Genomic DNA, 15,856 nt, shown 5'->3' with positions numbered 1-15,856 from the left:
GGCACCCTCGTCAAATTGCTTTCCCTGACTGTTCGATCAGCCCTGTCTATCACGGCTGCAGGCCGCGGCCTACAAGGGCTGCACGTCATGATCGAGAGGGCTTATCACGCTTTAAGGTATTTCGATTGGACGGCTCTAGGCCGGGGTCCATAGGCTGGATAAACACCGGACCTGACCAGCCGGTGCCTTTTCAAGAGCGTGAGGACCCATCGCATGAGCCAAGACGAACATATCAGGGACTACAAGGGACCGGCCGCCGGCTGGGGCGCACTCAAGAGCGTGACCAAGAGCTGGCTGGGCAGCGACAATGCCTTCAAGAACCTGCGGGCCATGCTCAAGACCAACCAGAACGGCGGTTTCGACTGCCCTGGCTGCGCCTGGGGCGAGTCGCCTGAGAGCGACATGGTCAAGTTCTGCGAGAACGGCGCCAAGGCCGTCAACTGGGAGGCCACCGGCCGCTCGGTGGACCCGGCGTTCTTCGCCAAATACAGCGTCAGCGCCCTGGCCGCCCAGACCGACTACTGGCTCGAGTACCAAGGCCGGCTGACCCACCCGATGCGCTACGACGCCGCCACCGACCACTATGTGGAAACCACCTGGGACGAAGCCTTCGCCCTGATTGCCCGGCACCTCAACGCACTGGAGACCCCAGACCAGGCCGAGTTCTACACCTCCGGCCGGGCCAGCAACGAGGCAGCGTTTCTCTACCAGCTGTTCGTGCGCGCCTACGGCACCAACAATTTCCCTGATTGCTCGAACATGTGCCACGAAGCCAGTGGCGTGGGCATGGCCGATACCTTGGGCGTAGGGAAGGGCACGGTCGTCTACCATGATCTGGAACTGGCCGACGCGATCTTCGTCATTGGCCAGAACCCGGGCACCAACCACCCGCGCATGCTCGAACCGCTGCGCGAGGCGGTCAAGCGGGGCGCCCAGGTGGTGTGCTTCAACCCGCTCAAGGAGCGTGGGCTGGAGCGTTTCCAGCATCCGCAGCACCCGTTCGAGATGCTCAGCAACGGCTCCGAACCCACCAATACCGCCTACTTCCGCCCGGCCCTGGGCGGCGACATGGCAGCGATGCGCGGCATTGCCAAGTTCCTGTTGCTGTGGGAGCGCGAAGCCCAGGCCAAGGGCGAGCCGGCGGTGTTCGACCACGCCTTCATCGCCGAGCACACCGATGGCCTCGAGGCCTACCTGGCTGCGGTGGATGACACCTCCTGGGAACATATCGTCGAGCAGTCGGGCCTGAGCCTGGCCGAGATCGAGCTGGCCGCGCGCATGTACCGCAAGGCGGAGCGGGTGATCATGTGCTGGGCCATGGGCGTGACCCAGCATCGTCACTCGGTGCCGACGGTGCAGGAGATCGTCAACCTGCAGCTGCTGCGCGGCAACGTCGGCAAGCCCGGTGCGGGCCTGTCGCCGGTGCGCGGCCACAGCAACGTGCAGGGCGACCGCACCATGGGTATCGACGAGAAGCCCCCGGCCAAGCTGCTCGATGCCCTGGAAAAACGCTTCCAGTTCAAGGTACCGCGCGAGCACGGGCATAACGCGGTGCTGGCGATCAAGGCCATGGAAGAGGGCCGGGCCAAGGTGTTCATCGGCCTGGGTGGCAACTTCGCCCAGGCGACGCCGGATACCCCGCGTACCCACGCGGCGATGCGCAACTGCGCGCTGACCGTGCAGATTTCCACCAAGCTCAACCGCTCGCATCTGGTCACCGGTGGCGATGCGTTGATCCTGCCATGCCTGGGCCGTACCGAGATCGACCTGCAGGCCGAAGGGCCCCAGGGTGTCACCGTGGAAGATACCTTCAGCATGGTGCATATCTCCCACGGCCAGCTCAAACCCCGTTCGCCGCACCTGCGTTCGGAGCCGGCGATTATCGCGGGCATCGCCAAGGCCACCCTGGGCGACCGGCCGATCGACTGGGAGTACGCCGTCGCCGACTACAGCCGTATCCGCAACATGATCGCCGAGGTTATCCCGGGCTTCAGCGGTTTCAACGAGCGTCTGCAGCACCCCGGCGGCTTCCACCTGGGCAACACGGCATCCGAGCGCGAATGGCGCACGGCGACTGGCAAGGCGCGCTTCACCGCCAGCGAGTTGCCTCGGCAGTTGGTCAATGCCCAGGTGCTGGCCCGTGGCGACAACCCGGACCTGATCCTGCAGACCCTGCGCTCCCATGACCAGTACAACACCACGTTGTATGGCCTGGATGACCGCTACCGGGGTGTGTTCGGCCTGCGCGAAGTGGTGTTCGTCAACGAGGCGGACATCCGCCGCCTGGGCTTCGAGCCGGGCGAGCACGTGGACATGGTGTCGCTGTGGGAGGACGGCCGTGAGCGTCGGGTGTCGGGCTTCCACCTAGTGCCCTATGACCTGCCCGAAGGCCAGGCGGCGGCCTACTATCCGGAGACCAACCCATTGGTGCCGCTGGAAAGCTATGGCGAGGGCACCTACACGCCGACCTCGAAGTTCGTGGCCATCAAGCTGGAGAAGACGCGGGCCAGGAACCGGATCGAGGCGAGCGTGGCCTGATCCAGTGGGGCTGCTGCGCAGCCCAATCGCCGGCAAGCCGGCTCCCACCCGGACAGTGTTGACGTCGTACCTGTGGTGGAGCCTGCGATGGGCCGCAAAGCGGCCCTTGAGTCTGGGGGATCCAGCGTTTGAGGGCTTGGGGCTGCTTTGCAGCCCATCGCAGGCTGTCGCCAGCGCCCACCGAGATCGCGCCGCTCTCAAGACTTGCGAAGTCCCTGTGGAGCCGGCTTGCCGGCGATTGGGCCGCAACGGCCCCGTTGGTCATCGATGCACCGGGTACGCCGTGGTGTACTTCATCTGTTCCATGGCGAAGCTCGACGTGATGTTCGACAGGCCGTCGGTGCTGGTGATGAGTTTCTTGTAGAACCGGTCGTACGCCGCGATATCGCCCACCACCACCCGCAGCATGTAGTCCCAGTCGCCGGACATGCGATACACCTCCATCACCTCTTCGAACCCCGTCACCACCCGGGCGAACTGCTCCAGCCAGGCGCTGTCGTGGCGCTGGGTCTTGAGCTGGACGAACACGGTCAGCCCCAGACCCAGGCGCTCGGGGTCGAGCAGGGCGACGCGGCCTCGGATGTAACCCTCGTCCTCCAGGCGCTTGACCCGCTTCCAGCAAGGCGTGGTGGAAAGATTGACGGCTTCGGCCAGGTCCTTGAGGGACATCGAGGCGTCACGCTGGAGGAGGGTAAGGATGTGTTGGTCAAAACTGTCCATATGCGATGGCCGGTCGGTGCGAGAAAAAGTTTCTCGAGACTAGCGCGATCGGGGTACGAAAAGAATAGCCGGCACGGGCGTGGCGCAGGTTCATTCCCGTTCGGCGGCGCCCCACCGGATATGCGATAGTGGTGCTTTCCAACCTCAGCAGAGTCAATGGACCCGACCATGTCCGAAAAGCCGCGCAATTTCGCCACCCGCACCATCCACGCCGGCGAGCAGTCCAGCGTCGCCGACAATGCCATCTTCCCGGCCATCGTCACCACCAGTTCGTTCATCAAGCGCGGCCTGGACGACAACCCCGAATACGCCTACAGCCGAGTCAGCAACCCGACCCGACATGCCTACGAAACCTGTGTCGCCGCCCTCGAGGAAGGCGCAGGTGCAGTGGCCACTGCCTCGGGCGTGGGGGCCACGGCCACCGTGCTCGAGCTGTTGTCCAAGGATGCCCACGTGGTGGTGATGAACGGGGTCTACGGCGGCACCTTCCGCCTGATGGAAGACTACCGCAGCCGTACCTCGGGCCTGAGCACCACCTATGTCGACCTCAATGACCTGGACGCCGTGGCTGCGGCCATCCGCCCCGAGACCCAGCTGATCTGGATCGAGTCGCCGACCAACCCGTTGCTGCACCTGGTGGACATCGAGGCGGTCTGCAAGCTGGCCCGCGAGCGCGGCATCCTCACCTGCATCGACAACACCTTCTGCTCGCCCTGGAACCAGCGGCCGATCACCCTCGGCGTGGACCTGGTGATGCATTCGGCGAGCAAGTACATCGGCGGCCACTCCGACCTGATCGGTGGCGTGGTGGTCGCCGCCAACGACGAGCTGCTCAAGCGCCTGCGGCGGATCAGCATGGCCGTCGGTGCGATCCAGGGGCCGTTCGACTGCTACCTGGCCCTGCGCGGGCTCAAGACCCTGGACGTGCGCATGGAGCGCCAATGCGCCAATGCCCTGCGCGTGGCGCGCTTCCTCGAGGGGCACCCGCAGGTCGAGCAGGTGTACTACCCGGAACTTGAAAACCACCCGCAGCATGCGCTGTGCAAGCGCCAGATGCGCACCGGCGGCGCGGTGGTGGCGATGAAGATCAAGGGTGACCGGGCTGCGGTCAACCGCTTGGTGGAGGCGTTGTCGATCTTCGTGCTGGCCGACTCGCTGGGTGGTGTGGAGAGCATGATCAACCATTCCTGGAGCATGTCGCACAATTCCTTGAGCCCAGAGCAGAAGGGGCAGATGGGCATCAGCGAGAACCTGCTGCGCCTGTCGGTCGGGATCGAGGACTACCGCGACCTGATCGAGGACCTGGACACGGCGCTCAAGGCTTCGGCCGAGAGCTGAGGTAGTCGCGGGTGAACCCGCTCCCACAGGGCATGCAGTCCAATCTGTGGGAGCGGGTTCACCCGCGAAGGGTATCGGTCTGTGTAATCACCTTGCCGGATGAACGATCCGTTCGATCTTGTCCTTGAGCAACAAGCGCTCCTTGCGCAGGCGGTTCACCGCATCGTCGGCAGTGCCGTTACCTTCGGCGGCCACCACCTCCTTGTCCTTGGCGTTGTACTCCTTGTGCAGTTGATGGAGCGTCTGGTCCTTGTCGATCAGCGCCTGGAAATCGTCAGCGGAAATGTGCAGGTCAGCGAGCAGATCATGCGGGACTGGCATTTCTTCACCTCGGGTCAGGGGTTGGCAAAAAGTCCTGAACCTTGAGGATAGTCGCCTTTGCCCGGTTGCGGAGGGAGGGTGCGCCAAGGGGCCGCACGCAGTACCGGCAAACATGAAATTCATTTCATCTGGAAAACCCGCACCGTCCATTATTCGTTGGCGTCTTTTTCACGAAAAATTGATGGCACGCTTTCTAGAGTTCGGCCAACTTCCCCGGTGCCCCGCCTGGTGCGACGGCCGATAATAACTCTCATCTGCGAACATCATGCCGAACTTCAAAACCCTGCGGGCCGAATGGGTCACGTTGCTGGCCAGTCTTTACCTGTTGATCGGTTTCAACACTGCGCTGTGGGAGCACCTGCAGGCCGTGGTACCGCCCGGCGTGGTGGGGCTGTGGCTGCTGTTGGCATTCGCCGTGCTGATGTTCTTCGCGTTCAATCTCATCCTCACATTGGTGGCGTTCAAGTACGTACTCAAACCGGTGCTGATCTTGTTGTTCATGAGTGGCGCGGGCGTCGCCTACTTCATGAACCAATATGGTGTACTGGTCGACACTGGCATGTTTCGTAATATCGCCGAGACCAATGTCACGGAAGTACGGGACCTGCTTTCCCTGAAGTTTGCCCTGTATATGATCCTGCTCGGCATGTTGCCTTCATTACTGGTGTGGAAAGCGCCCATCGCCTATCGCCCCTGGCACCGCGAGCTGTTCGGCAAGCTGGTGGTCAGCGGCGCGTGCGTCGCGGCCCTCGGCTCGGTGGCACTGGTCAACTACCAGGGCCTGGCCTCGCTGTTTCGCAACCACCACGAGATCCGCCTGATGCTCACCCCGAGCAACATCGTCGGGGCTTCGTTCGGCTATGTCAGTGAACGCCTGGGCAGCGCCGCCCGTCCATTCCAGCATTACGGAGAGGACGCCAAGCGCGACAGCGCCGCCTGGCAACGCCACACGCGTAAGTCGCTGACCGTGCTGGTGGTGGGCGAGAGCGCCCGGGCGCAGAACTTCGGCGTACTGGGCTACGACCGCGACACCACCCCGAACCTGGGCAAGGAGCAGGGCCTGCTGGCGTTTTCCGATGTGCATTCGTGCGGCACCGAGACCGCCGTGTCGGTGCCATGCATGTTCTCCGGCATGCCGCGCAAGGACTACGACGCCCGCGTCGCCAAGAACCGCGAGGGGCTTCTGGATATCCTCCAGCGTACCGGCCTCACCGTGCAGTGGCGCGACAACCAGTCCGGCTGCAAAGGCACCTGCGACCGGGTGCAGTTCGTCGACGTCAGCAACCTCAAGGACCCGAACCTGTGCGCTGACGGCGAGTGTCGCGACGAGATCCTCCTGCAGGGCCTGGGCGACCTGCTCGACCACCTAGACCACGACACCGTGCTGGTGCTGCACCAGATGGGCAGCCACGGCCCCGACTACTACAAGCGCTACCCGGCAAGCGCCCAGCGCTTCACCCCTGTGTGCCAGAGCAATGCCCTGAACCAGTGCGACGAGCAATCGATCATCAACAGCTACGACAACACCCTGGCCTATACCGACCAGGTGCTGGCCTCGCTGATCGACCTGTTGCGCAGCCGCCAGGACAAGGTCGATACGGCGATGATCTACCTCTCCGACCACGGCGAATCCCTGGGCGAATACAACCTCTACCTGCACGGCACCCCCTACATGCTGGCCCCTGAGCAGCAGCGTCACGTGCCATTGTTGATGTGGTTTTCCGACAGCTACCGCCAGGACTTCGCCCTCGACAGCGACTGCCTGGGCCGCTTGCGCGACGCGCCGTTGAGCCAGGACAACCTGTTCCATTCGATGCTCGGCCTGTTGCAGGTGCGCACCGAGGTCTACCAGCAATCGATGGACATGTTCGCCAGCTGTCGCCCCTGGATGACCGCTGACCGTTGATCAAACCAAGGATGGCGCAGGTTTCACCCCCAATGCCCGCGCCGTATATACTGCGCGCCAATATTTGTGGGAGAGCCTCGTGGCCATAGAAATACACTGGATACGTGACGACCAGACCCTGGCCGAACACTGCCGGGGCTGGCACGAACTGCCCTTCGTAGCGCTCGACACCGAATTCATGCGGGTCGACACCTTCTACCCCAAGGCCGGCCTGATCCAGGTCGGTGAAGGCAACCGGGCGTACCTGATCGACCCGTTGCTGATCCGCGATTGGCAGCCGCTGGCCGAGCTGCTCGACGACCCGGGCGTGGTCAAGGTGCTGCATGCCTGCAGCGAAGACCTGGAAGTGCTCCTGCGCCTGACCGGCAAGCTGCCGCAACCGCTGTTCGACACTCAGCTGGCAGCCGGCTACCTGAACATCGGTTTCTCCATGGGCTATTCGCGCCTGGTACAGGACGTGCTGGGCCTGGAGCTGCCCAAGGGCGAGACCCGTTCGGACTGGCTGCAGCGCCCACTGTCGGATACCCAGGTCAGCTATGCCGCCGAAGATGCCGTGCACTTGGCCGAGCTGTTCAGCGCGCTGCGGCCACGGCTATCTGACGACAAGTACGCCTGGGTGCTGGAAGATGGCGCCGAGTTGGTCGCCCAGCTGCGCCGCGAGGTAGAACCCGAGACCCTGTACCGCGACGTCAAGCTCGCCTGGAAGCTGAACCCACAGCAACTGGCGGTGCTGCGCGAGCTGTGTGCCTGGCGCGAGCGCGAGGCGCGCAGCCGCGACCTGCCGCGCAATCGTGTACTGCGCGAGCATTCGTTGTGGCCCATGGCCAAGAGCCAGCCGGACAACCTCTCGGCCCTGGCCAAGATCGACGACATGCACCCGCGCACCATCCGCCAGGACGGCCAGTTCCTGCTGGATCTGATCAAGCGCGCCGCGAGCCTGCCGGCCGAGCAGTGGCCGCAGGCCTTGCCCGAGCCGTTGCCGATCGAAGCCTCGGGCATGCTCAAGCGCCTGCGCGCGGTCGGCCAGGCCGAAGGCGAGCGCCTGGGCATCGCGCCGGAGCTCATGCTGCGCAAGAAAACCCTCGAAGCCTTGCTCAAGAGCGGCTTCCCCAACGGCCCCTATCAACTGCCCGATTCGCTGCGCGGCTGGCGCCGTGAGCGCATGGGCCAGGCCCTGCTGGACAACCTGGCGGGCGCCGGAGAATCCTGATGAAACGTATCTGCTCGATCTACAAGAGCCCCCGCAAGAACGAAATGTACCTCTACGTGCTCAAGGCCGAAGGCCTGGCGCGCGTTCCAGAAGCCCTGCTGCCGTTCTTCGGCACCCCCGTGCATGCCTTCGACCTGGTGCTGACCCCCGAGCGCAAGCTGGCCCGGGAGGATATCGCCAAGGTGCTGGAGAACCTCGACAACCAGGGCTACCACCTGCAGATGCCGCCGCCCGAGGACGACTACATCGAGCACTTGCCCGAAGAGCTGCTGCGCCGCAACGACCCGGCCTGATTCCGGCCTGGTCCCCATCGTTCGTCAAGCGGCCCGCCTGTCGGGCCGTCTTCGTTGTTTGCCAAGGTTGTTTCGTACATGCGCGTTCTGATCGCTGAACAGGATCATGCCAACTATGCCCGCCTGCTCGGCGAGGCGGCGCCGACGCTGGAGATCGTCACCAGCAATGATTCCGCCGAGCTGGCGCGCCAGGCCGCCGGTTGCCCGGTTTGGCTGGGCCAGCCGGACCTGCTGGCCAGCCTCCTGCGCCAGGGCCATCGCCCCGAGTGGATACAGTCCACCTGGGCCGGCATCACCCCGCTGCTGGCCGACGGGCTGCCACGTGACTATCGCCTGACCCGTGCCGTGGGCATCTTCGGCCAGGTAATGGCCGAATACATGCTCACCTACATGCTGATTCACGAGCGCGATGTGCTGGCGCGCCTGGTCAGCCAGGTCGAGCGGCGCTGGGACGATCGCCCGGGGCGCAGCCTGGAGGGGCGTCGGGTGCTGGTGGTCGGCACGGGCGATATCGGCCAGCGGGTGGCCGAGTTCCTGGTGCCGTTCGGGGCGATCCTTCACGGTATCGCCAGCCAGGCGCGGGAACAGGCGCCGTTCGTCGAAGTGGCCGGGCTCGCGGATCTGCCTCGCATGGTGGAGCAGGCCGACTACGTGCTCAACCTGCTGCCGGACACCCCGGCTACCCACGACTTGTACGATGCGGCGCTGTTCAAGCGCTTCAAGCCCAGCGCACTGTTCATCAATGCCGGGCGCGGCGTGGCGGTGGTCGACGCCGACCTGGTGCACGCCTTGAAGGAAGGCCACCTGGCGGGGGCGGTGATCGATGTCTGCCGCCAGGAGCCGTTGCCCCGGCAGCACCCGTTCTGGACCGCCTGGGGCCTGCTGCTGACCGGGCACAGCTCGGCGCCCACTTCGCCGGCGGCAATGGTGCGGTTGTTCGTCGAGAATGTGCAGGCGTACCAGGCGGGGCAGGGGTTGCGCGGGGAAGTGGATTTCTCGAGGGGCTATTAATCTGCATTGACTGCATTGGCCCTATCGCCGGCAAGCCGGCTCCCACAGGTACGACGTCACCGCTGTCCGGGTGGGAGCCGGCTTGCCGGCGATAGGTCCAGTGCAGCCAGCACAGGGATCAGAGGCTGAAATCACCCTCGGCCGCCAACTCGCTCAACGGCCGGCGCGGGCTTGGCATTTCGCGGGCCTGCAGGGCCTCGGCCAGGCTGGCCTTGTCGCCCAGCTTGCCGATCGCGACCATGGCATGCAGCACGTAGCCTTCGGGAATCTTCAGCTCCTGGCGTGCCAGGTCCTGGTCGAAGCCGGCCATGCCGTGGGTGTGCCAGCCGCTGATGCTGGCCTGCAAGGCCATGTGCCCCCAGGCTGAGCCGGTGTCGAAGGTGTGCCACAGCGCTGGTCGTTCCTCACTGGCGCCGGGAGCGGCGAAGGTGGTCTTGGACATCACCAGCACCAGGGCCGAGGCATGCTGCGCCCAGCTGCGGTTGGCTTCGTTGAGGATGCCCAGGTAGCGCTCCCAGTTCGCCGTGTCGCGGCGCGCATAGAGGAACCGCCAGGGTTGCGAGTTGAAGGCCGACGGTGCCCAGCGGGCGGCTTCGAGGAAGCTCAACAGGGTTTCCTCGGAGATGGCCTCGGCGGTGAAGGCCCGTGGCGACCAGCGGTTGATGAATTGCTCGTTGATCGCATAGTCGGCGATGCGTGGGTTGGCGCTCATGGCTGCTCCTGCAAAGGGACGGGGAAAGCGCGCACGCTACTGCGTCCAGCCGGTACTGACAAGCGGTCTGGCATTGGCCCCGGACAGGCTCTAGACTGGCGCCGCCGCGCGCCGCGGATTGAAGTTCAATGCAGGAACACGTGTGATGATCGCCGACAACGCGCCCTTCTGGCGGCGCAAGACCCTTGAACAGCTCGACCCGCAAGAGTGGGAGTCGCTCTGCGATGGCTGCGGGTTGTGCTGCCTGCAGAAGCTCGAGGACGAGGACGACAACAGCGTCTACTACACGCGCATCGCCTGCAAGCTGCTGGACCTGACCACCTGCCAGTGCAGCGACTACCCCAACCGCTTCGCCCAGGTGCCCGACTGCATCCAGCTCACCCCCGGCAAGGCCGACCAGTTCAAATGGCTGCCGAGCACTTGCGGCTATCGCCTGGTCAGCGAAGGCAAGGACCTGCCAGCCTGGCACCACCTGGTGTGCGGCGACCGTACGCAGGTGCACGAACAACGTATCTCCCAGTCCGGGCGCATGCTCAGCGAGCATGATGTCGACGAAGACGACTGGGAGGATCACCTGATCTTCCGCGCGAGCTGAGCGACTCGCGCCTGCCTTTACTTTCGCCTCTGGAACAAGGAGTTCTGCATGCGTTGCCATCTGTTGTGGGTCCTGGGTCTGGTGGCCTGTGCGCCGGCCTGGGCCAAGAAGGTCGACCTGGACTACCAGGTGCGCCTGTTGCCGGCCAGCGGCCAGGCCGAGGTGCAATTGACCCTGGCCGATGGCAGCGCCGTGCGCAGCCTGGATTTCGACCTGGGCAAGCAGGGCGCCTACAGCGACTTCCAGGCCGATGGCCAATGGCAGGTACAGGGCGAGCGGGGCGTCTGGCACCCGGCTGCGGGCAAGCCCCGGCTCAGCTATCGTGTGCAGCTGGACCAGAAACCACGCGGCGGTGCCTACGAGAGCCGTATAACCCCGGACTGGGCGCTGCTGCGCGGTGACCAGTTGGTGCCGCCGGCGCGCCTGGACCAGCAGGATGGCACCGAGCTGGTGGCGCGCCTGACGTTCGAGCTGCCGGCCGGCTGGAAAAGCGTCGAAACCGCCTGGCCGCGCATCGGCAAGCAGAAGTTTCGCATCGACGATGTCTCGCGGCTGTTCGACCGGCCCACCGGCTGGATGCTGGCCGGCAACCTGGGCAGCCGCCGCGCGCGCTTGGGCGATACCGAAGTGACCGTGGCCGCGCCGCAGGGGCAGGGCATGCGTCGGATGGACACCCTGACCCTGCTGACCTTCGTCTGGCCGCAATTGCAGGCGGTGTTCCCGCGCAACCCGCCCAAGCTATTGCTGGTAGGCGCTCGCGACGAGATGTGGCGGGGCGCGCTGGCCGGGCATCATTCGATCTACCTGCACAGCACCCGCCCGCTGATCGGCGAGAGCGGCGCCAGCCCGCTGCTGCGTGAGCTGGTGCAGCTGTTCGCCCAGGTCAACGACCGTGACGGCAGCGACTGGCTGGGCGAAAGCCTGGCCGACTACTACGCCACCGAAGTGCTGCGCCGCGCCGGCGGCATCAGCGACGACCGCTATGAGGCCTGGCAGGCACGCCTGCACAAGCGTGGCGCCAAGGTTTCCCGGCTGCGTGGTGAACACGCCGATGTCGGCCAGGTTGCCCGAGGCGTGCTGCTGCTCCAGGCGCTGGATCGCGAGATCCGCCTGCACACCCACGACAAGCGCTCGCTGGACGATGTCACCCGGGCGTTGATGCGCTTGCCCAGTGTCAGCACCGAGGAATTCATCCAGCTCAGCGAGAGCGTGCTGGGGGGGCGGTCCGAGGTGCTGGAGAGCAAGGTCCTGCGTTGAGAAAAGGCCTGCCGCCTCAGCCCTTGGCCTTAGTCTCGACGCCGGTCACCGTCACGCCCTGTGTTGCCGCCTCGGCGCTGGCCTTGAGCGCCTTGAGCTCTGCCGCGCCGCGTTCGATGTCCCCGCGAAGTCGCAGGTAATCGGCCCGGTGTCGCTGCCACCAGGCCTTGGTCGAGCAGTGCCCACTGACGCCCCGGGCCAGGGCCATGCCACCCACCACGATCTGCAGCAGGCCGACCAGGCCGCCGTGGCGCAGGCCCTTGCTGATCATCAAGGCGCCGCCGGCCAGGGAGCTGGCGCGCTCCCAGCCGTGGACGTTGCGTGTATGCACAAGCAAAGGGGTATCGCGCATGACGAACTCTCCAGTTGAGGTGTAAGCAGCTGACCCGCTGCACCACCTGCCCGTTCAGTTCGATTGCCGGGTGGTGCGGGACAGGCCCTGCGCCAGTGCTGGCCCTATCGCCGGCTTGCCGGCGATAAGGGCGGTACTGGCTATGCAAGGCCACCTTCTTATTTGAATTTGGGCCCCGAGCGGGTATTGAGCCCCTTGGCCATGCGGTCGTACAGCACCACGTTCACGGTCGCCGCCAGGTTCATGCAGCCCTGGGTGGGGATGTAGATGGTCTCTTCGCACCAGGCGCGCACGCTCGCGTCGAGGCTGCCGTCTTCGGGGCCGAAGATATAGAGGGCGCGGTCAGGGTGGGTGTATTCGGGAAGCGGGCGTGCACCTTTGACCAGCTCCACGGCCACCGGGGTGCACCCCAAGGGGATGATGCGCTGCAGGTCGTCGATGCCGATCAGCGGGATGTCGTAGTGCACGCGCTTGGTGTCGGTGACGAAGTCGCGGGCGCGCTCATAGCGCTTGCCGGTGTAGAACACCGAGTTGACGCCATAGCAACCCGCCGCACGCATCACCGAACCTACGTTCTCAGCGGACTTGGGGTTGAACAGGCCAATGCAGCTGTACCGTTTGTTTGCCACGTACCGGGGCCCTTCGCAAAAAGCGCGATTATACGGGCTCACCGGCAGCAGCGGGGGGCGATTCGGGGTCAGTCCTTCTTGAGCAGGCTCGCCAACCCGGCAAACGGGTTGTGGGTGGCCTTGGCGATGCTCGGCGTGCTGGTGGACCCTTCACTGAAGTACTGCTGGTCGGTGTAGCGCGAATGCTCGTTGTCGTGGCAGTACAGGCACAGCAGTTCCCAGTTCGAGCCGTCCTGGGGGTTGTTGTCGTGGTTGTGGTCGCGGTGGTGCACGGTCAGCTCCGACAGGCGCTTGCCGGAGAACTCGCGGGCGCAGCGGCCGCAGACATGCGGGTACATCTTCAGGGCCTTGTCGCGGTAGCCCATTTCCTTGTCGCGCTTGGCGTCGGCAAGGATGCGCTCGAGGCGGGCGGTGGCGGCGGAGGTGGAGGCCGAACTCATGGTGTTACCTTTGTTGTAATCGGGTAGATGACGGTTATGTCACTGAGTCTAGCGCGCCTGGGCCCTGCTCGGACAGGCGAAAACGCCTGATTGGGCATAGCCTGTAGGGATACCCTGACAGGAGGTTGCCGATGGTTCATGCGATCCTCGCCGCGCTGATTCTCGCCGCCACGCCGCTGGCCGACGCGGCTGGCCAGCAGCCTCGGCTCCTCACGCCGGTGCCCGGTGCACCGGGTACGCCGACGCCGACCCCCTATCCACAGATCACTCCGAGCACGCCGCCCAAGGCCGGTGACAACCAGCCCGGCGCGCCGCTGCTGCCGCCGATGCCGGTGCCCGGGCCGCCCAAGGACCAGCCGTTGCCGGGGTTGCAGGAGCCGCCGAAACAGCCACCCAGGCAAGACTGAAACGGCCTCGTTGTGGGGGCGGGACAAGCCCCACAGGAGGCCGCGGATCCACGCGGCCTGTGGCTACACCACGCCCAACTCGTTGAGCACGAACGCGTATTCCAACGCCACATCGCGTAGCCCCTGGTATCGCCCGCTCATGCCGCCGTGCCCGGCGCCCATCTCGGTCTTGAGCAGCAGCAGGTTGTCGTCGGTCTTGCAGGTGCGCAGTCGCGCCACCCACTTGGCCGCTTCCCAATACTGCACGCGGCTGTCGTTGTAGCCGGCGACCACCAGCATGGCCGGGTAGGCCTGGGCCTTGACGTTCTCGTAGGGGGCATAGGCCTTGATCCGCTGGTAGACCTCCGGCTCCTCTGGGTTGCCCCATTCGTCGTACTCGGTGACGGTCAGCGGCAGTTCCGGGTCGAGCATGGTGTTGAGCACGTCGACGAACGGCACCTCGGCGATGGCGCAGCGGAACAGCTCCGGGCGCTGGTTGAGCACTGCTCCCATCAGCAGGCCGCCAGCGCTGCCGCCGCTGATGGCCAGGCGTTCGCGGGTGGTCACGCCCTCGGCGATCAGGTGCTCGGCACAGGCAATGAAATCGTCGAAGCTGTTCTGCTTGTGCGCCTGCTTGCCGGCCCGGTACCAGGCTTCGCCCAGCTCGCCGCCACCGCGCACATGGGCGATGGCGAAGGCCACGCCGCGTTGCAACAGGCTCAGGCGGGCGTGGGAGAACCACGGGTCGAGGCTCTCGCCGTAGGCGCCATAACCGTAGAGGTACAGCGGTACGCACTGGCCCAGGTCGTCGCGCCGGCGCACCAGGCTGATGGGGACGCGGGTGCCGTCCTTGGCCACGGCCCATAGGCGTTCGCTGACGTAGTCGTCGGCATCGAACTCGCCCAGTACCGGGGTCTGCTTGAGCACAACCTGCTCGCCGGAGGCCAAGTCCAACTGGCGCACCTGGGCCGGTCGGTTGAGCGCTTCATAGCGCAGCCGCACACGGGTGCTGGCGAACTCCAGGCTGTCCTGCACATACAGGCTGTAGGCGGCATCCGGTAGCTCGACACGGTAGGGCACCAGGCCCTGGGGCCGCACTTCGATGATTGGCAGGCCGCCTTCGCGCAGGCTCAGGGTCAGGGCGCTGGCATTCAGGCTCAGGCCTTCGAGCATGACCTGGTCGCTGTGCGGTACCAGCACCTGCCATTGCTCGCGGCTGGGCACCTGCTCGGCCGGGGCTTGGAACAGGGCGAAGTTGATGCCGTCCTGGTTGCTGCGGATGAACCATCGCCACTGGCCGTCGAGCTGGCCATGGTCAGGGAAGTACTCGTGGCCCTCGACCCGTGGTGCCAGGCAGGTGAAGGCCGCATTCGGGGTCGCGGCATCGAGTACCCAGGCTTCACTGGTGGTCTTGCTGTTGAGCAGCAGCACCAGCTGGCGCTCGGAGCTGGCCCGGTAGCAATGCAGGAAGAAGCGCCCGTCGGGCTCTTCGAACACGGTCTGGGCCTCGCTGCTGCCCAAGGTATGGCGACGCAGGCGCCAGGGGCGGTGGGTGTCGTCCAGTTCGGCGAAGAACAGCGTCTGGCTGTCGTTGGCCCAGGTCAGGCTGCCGTCGCAGTCGTCGAAGGGCAGGGCGGTGACCGTGCCGCTGGCCAGGTCCTTCACGTACAAGGTGTAGATTTCGTCGCCACTGGTGTCGAGGCTGTAGGCCAGCAGGCGATGGTCGGGGCTGACGTTGAAGGCACCCAGGGACAGGAAGCCGCCATTGGCCAGGGCGTTGGGGTCGAGCAGCAGTTGTTCCTGGCTTTGGTCGACGGTATTGGAGTCATCGGCTGGGCGTGGGCAGCGGTAGTGACGCGGGTATTCATCGCCGGCCGTGGTGCGGGTGTAGTACAGGTAGGGGCCCCAGGGGGAGGGGAGCGACAGGTCGGTTTCGAGGATGCGTGCCTTGATTTCCTCGAACAGCTGTTCGCGCAGGGGCGCCTGGTCGGCCAGGCAGGCTTGCTGGTAGGCGTTCTCGGCCTGAAGGTAGGCGAGTACCTCGGGCGTGTCTCGCTGCTGCAGCCAGGCATAGGGGTCGGTGGCGTTGTCTTTGCGAGCGACGGGCGGCTGGGGCTTGTTGGGCATTGGGGATCTCTTGGCTGGGGC

General features: G+C 65.3%; 16 protein-coding genes. 9 read left to right on the top strand and 7 right to left on the bottom strand.

Going from position 1 to position 15,856, the window contains the following annotated elements:
* Positions 1-213: 213 nt before the first annotated feature.
* On the top strand, positions 214-2,538 hold the full coding sequence (locus ACXHGZ_RS15170; RefSeq protein WP_480460438.1) for an FdhF/YdeP family oxidoreductase: 2,325 nt from the start codon (positions 214-216) through the stop codon (positions 2,536-2,538).
* Positions 2,539-2,799: 261 nt separating this feature from the next.
* Here ACXHGZ_RS15170 and ACXHGZ_RS15165 read toward each other — a convergent pair whose 3' ends face one another.
* The gene (locus ACXHGZ_RS15165; protein WP_224456519.1) at positions 2,800-3,258 is read right to left on the bottom strand and encodes an Lrp/AsnC family transcriptional regulator; all 459 of its coding nucleotides are present in this window, start codon (positions 3,256-3,258) and stop codon (positions 2,800-2,802) included.
* A gap of 156 nt (positions 3,259-3,414) precedes the next feature.
* Between ACXHGZ_RS15165 and ACXHGZ_RS15160 the strand changes: the two genes are divergently transcribed.
* Complete coding sequence (locus ACXHGZ_RS15160) at positions 3,415-4,596, top strand: trans-sulfuration enzyme family protein (protein ID WP_480460437.1); 1,182 nt, start codon at positions 3,415-3,417, stop codon at positions 4,594-4,596.
* An 87-nt stretch (positions 4,597-4,683) separates the two neighbouring features.
* Here ACXHGZ_RS15160 and ACXHGZ_RS15155 read toward each other — a convergent pair whose 3' ends face one another.
* Positions 4,684-4,917 carry an HP1242/YdcH family protein gene (locus ACXHGZ_RS15155; protein ID WP_084858373.1) on the bottom strand — a complete coding sequence of 78 codons (234 nt, stop codon included), beginning with the start codon at positions 4,915-4,917 and terminating at the stop codon, positions 4,684-4,686.
* A gap of 265 nt (positions 4,918-5,182) precedes the next feature.
* Here ACXHGZ_RS15155 and ACXHGZ_RS15150 point away from each other — a divergent pair, with 265 nt between their 5' ends.
* From ACXHGZ_RS15150 to ACXHGZ_RS15135, 4 genes are all read left to right on the top strand, one after another.
* Positions 5,183-6,823: a phosphoethanolamine transferase gene (locus ACXHGZ_RS15150; RefSeq protein WP_480460436.1), complete on the top strand. Its 1,641-nt coding sequence runs from the start codon at positions 5,183-5,185 to the stop codon at positions 6,821-6,823.
* Between the two features lie 79 nt (positions 6,824-6,902).
* Positions 6,903-8,033 carry a ribonuclease D gene (rnd, locus tag ACXHGZ_RS15145; RefSeq protein ID WP_324817005.1) on the top strand — a complete coding sequence of 377 codons (1,131 nt, stop codon included), beginning with the start codon at positions 6,903-6,905 and terminating at the stop codon, positions 8,031-8,033.
* On the top strand, positions 8,033-8,326 hold the full coding sequence (locus tag ACXHGZ_RS15140; protein WP_043215465.1) for a YcgL domain-containing protein: 294 nt from the start codon (positions 8,033-8,035) through the stop codon (positions 8,324-8,326). Before rnd ends, ACXHGZ_RS15140 begins: the two co-directional genes overlap by 1 nt.
* A gap of 78 nt (positions 8,327-8,404) precedes the next feature.
* Positions 8,405-9,337, top strand: coding sequence for a D-2-hydroxyacid dehydrogenase (locus ACXHGZ_RS15135; protein ID WP_480460435.1), 933 nt, complete (start codon positions 8,405-8,407; stop codon positions 9,335-9,337).
* A gap of 118 nt (positions 9,338-9,455) precedes the next feature.
* Here ACXHGZ_RS15135 and ACXHGZ_RS15130 read toward each other — a convergent pair whose 3' ends face one another.
* Entirely contained in the window at positions 9,456-10,049 is a 594-nt protein-coding gene (locus ACXHGZ_RS15130; protein ID WP_465001325.1) for a nitroreductase family protein, read from the bottom strand.
* A gap of 145 nt (positions 10,050-10,194) precedes the next feature.
* Between ACXHGZ_RS15130 and ACXHGZ_RS15125 the strand changes: the two genes are divergently transcribed.
* The gene (locus ACXHGZ_RS15125) at positions 10,195-10,644 is read left to right on the top strand and encodes a YcgN family cysteine cluster protein (RefSeq protein ID WP_084858377.1); all 450 of its coding nucleotides are present in this window, start codon (positions 10,195-10,197) and stop codon (positions 10,642-10,644) included.
* 48 nt (positions 10,645-10,692) lie between these two features.
* Positions 10,693-11,901 carry a hypothetical protein gene (locus ACXHGZ_RS15120; RefSeq protein WP_480460434.1) on the top strand — a complete coding sequence of 403 codons (1,209 nt, stop codon included), beginning with the start codon at positions 10,693-10,695 and terminating at the stop codon, positions 11,899-11,901.
* A 16-nt stretch (positions 11,902-11,917) separates the two neighbouring features.
* Here ACXHGZ_RS15120 and ACXHGZ_RS15115 read toward each other — a convergent pair whose 3' ends face one another.
* The 3 genes from ACXHGZ_RS15115 to ACXHGZ_RS15105 form a co-directional block, all read right to left on the bottom strand.
* Complete coding sequence (locus tag ACXHGZ_RS15115; protein ID WP_084858379.1) at positions 11,918-12,253, bottom strand: YgaP family membrane protein; 336 nt, start codon at positions 12,251-12,253, stop codon at positions 11,918-11,920.
* Between the two features lie 158 nt (positions 12,254-12,411).
* Complete coding sequence (locus ACXHGZ_RS15110; RefSeq protein WP_480460433.1) at positions 12,412-12,882, bottom strand: RNA methyltransferase; 471 nt, start codon at positions 12,880-12,882, stop codon at positions 12,412-12,414.
* Between the two features lie 68 nt (positions 12,883-12,950).
* Complete coding sequence (locus tag ACXHGZ_RS15105; protein ID WP_084858381.1) at positions 12,951-13,322, bottom strand: YajD family HNH nuclease; 372 nt, start codon at positions 13,320-13,322, stop codon at positions 12,951-12,953.
* Positions 13,323-13,453: 131 nt separating this feature from the next.
* On the opposite strand from ACXHGZ_RS15105, the gene ACXHGZ_RS15100 reads away from it, so the two are divergent.
* A complete protein-coding gene (locus ACXHGZ_RS15100) occupies positions 13,454-13,729 on the top strand; it encodes a hypothetical protein (RefSeq protein ID WP_480460432.1) in 276 nt (91 codons plus the stop codon).
* Between the two features lie 63 nt (positions 13,730-13,792).
* Here the strand turns inward: ACXHGZ_RS15100 and ACXHGZ_RS15095 are convergent, their stop codons facing one another.
* Entirely contained in the window at positions 13,793-15,835 is a 2,043-nt protein-coding gene (locus ACXHGZ_RS15095; RefSeq protein ID WP_480460431.1) for a S9 family peptidase, read from the bottom strand.
* Positions 15,836-15,856 lie beyond the last annotated feature (21 nt).

The sequence above is a fragment of the Pseudomonas shiyinii genome (assembly GCF_056725765.1).
Note: the sequence above shows the minus strand (reverse complement) of the source record. Positions and strands in the feature narration are given on the sequence as shown.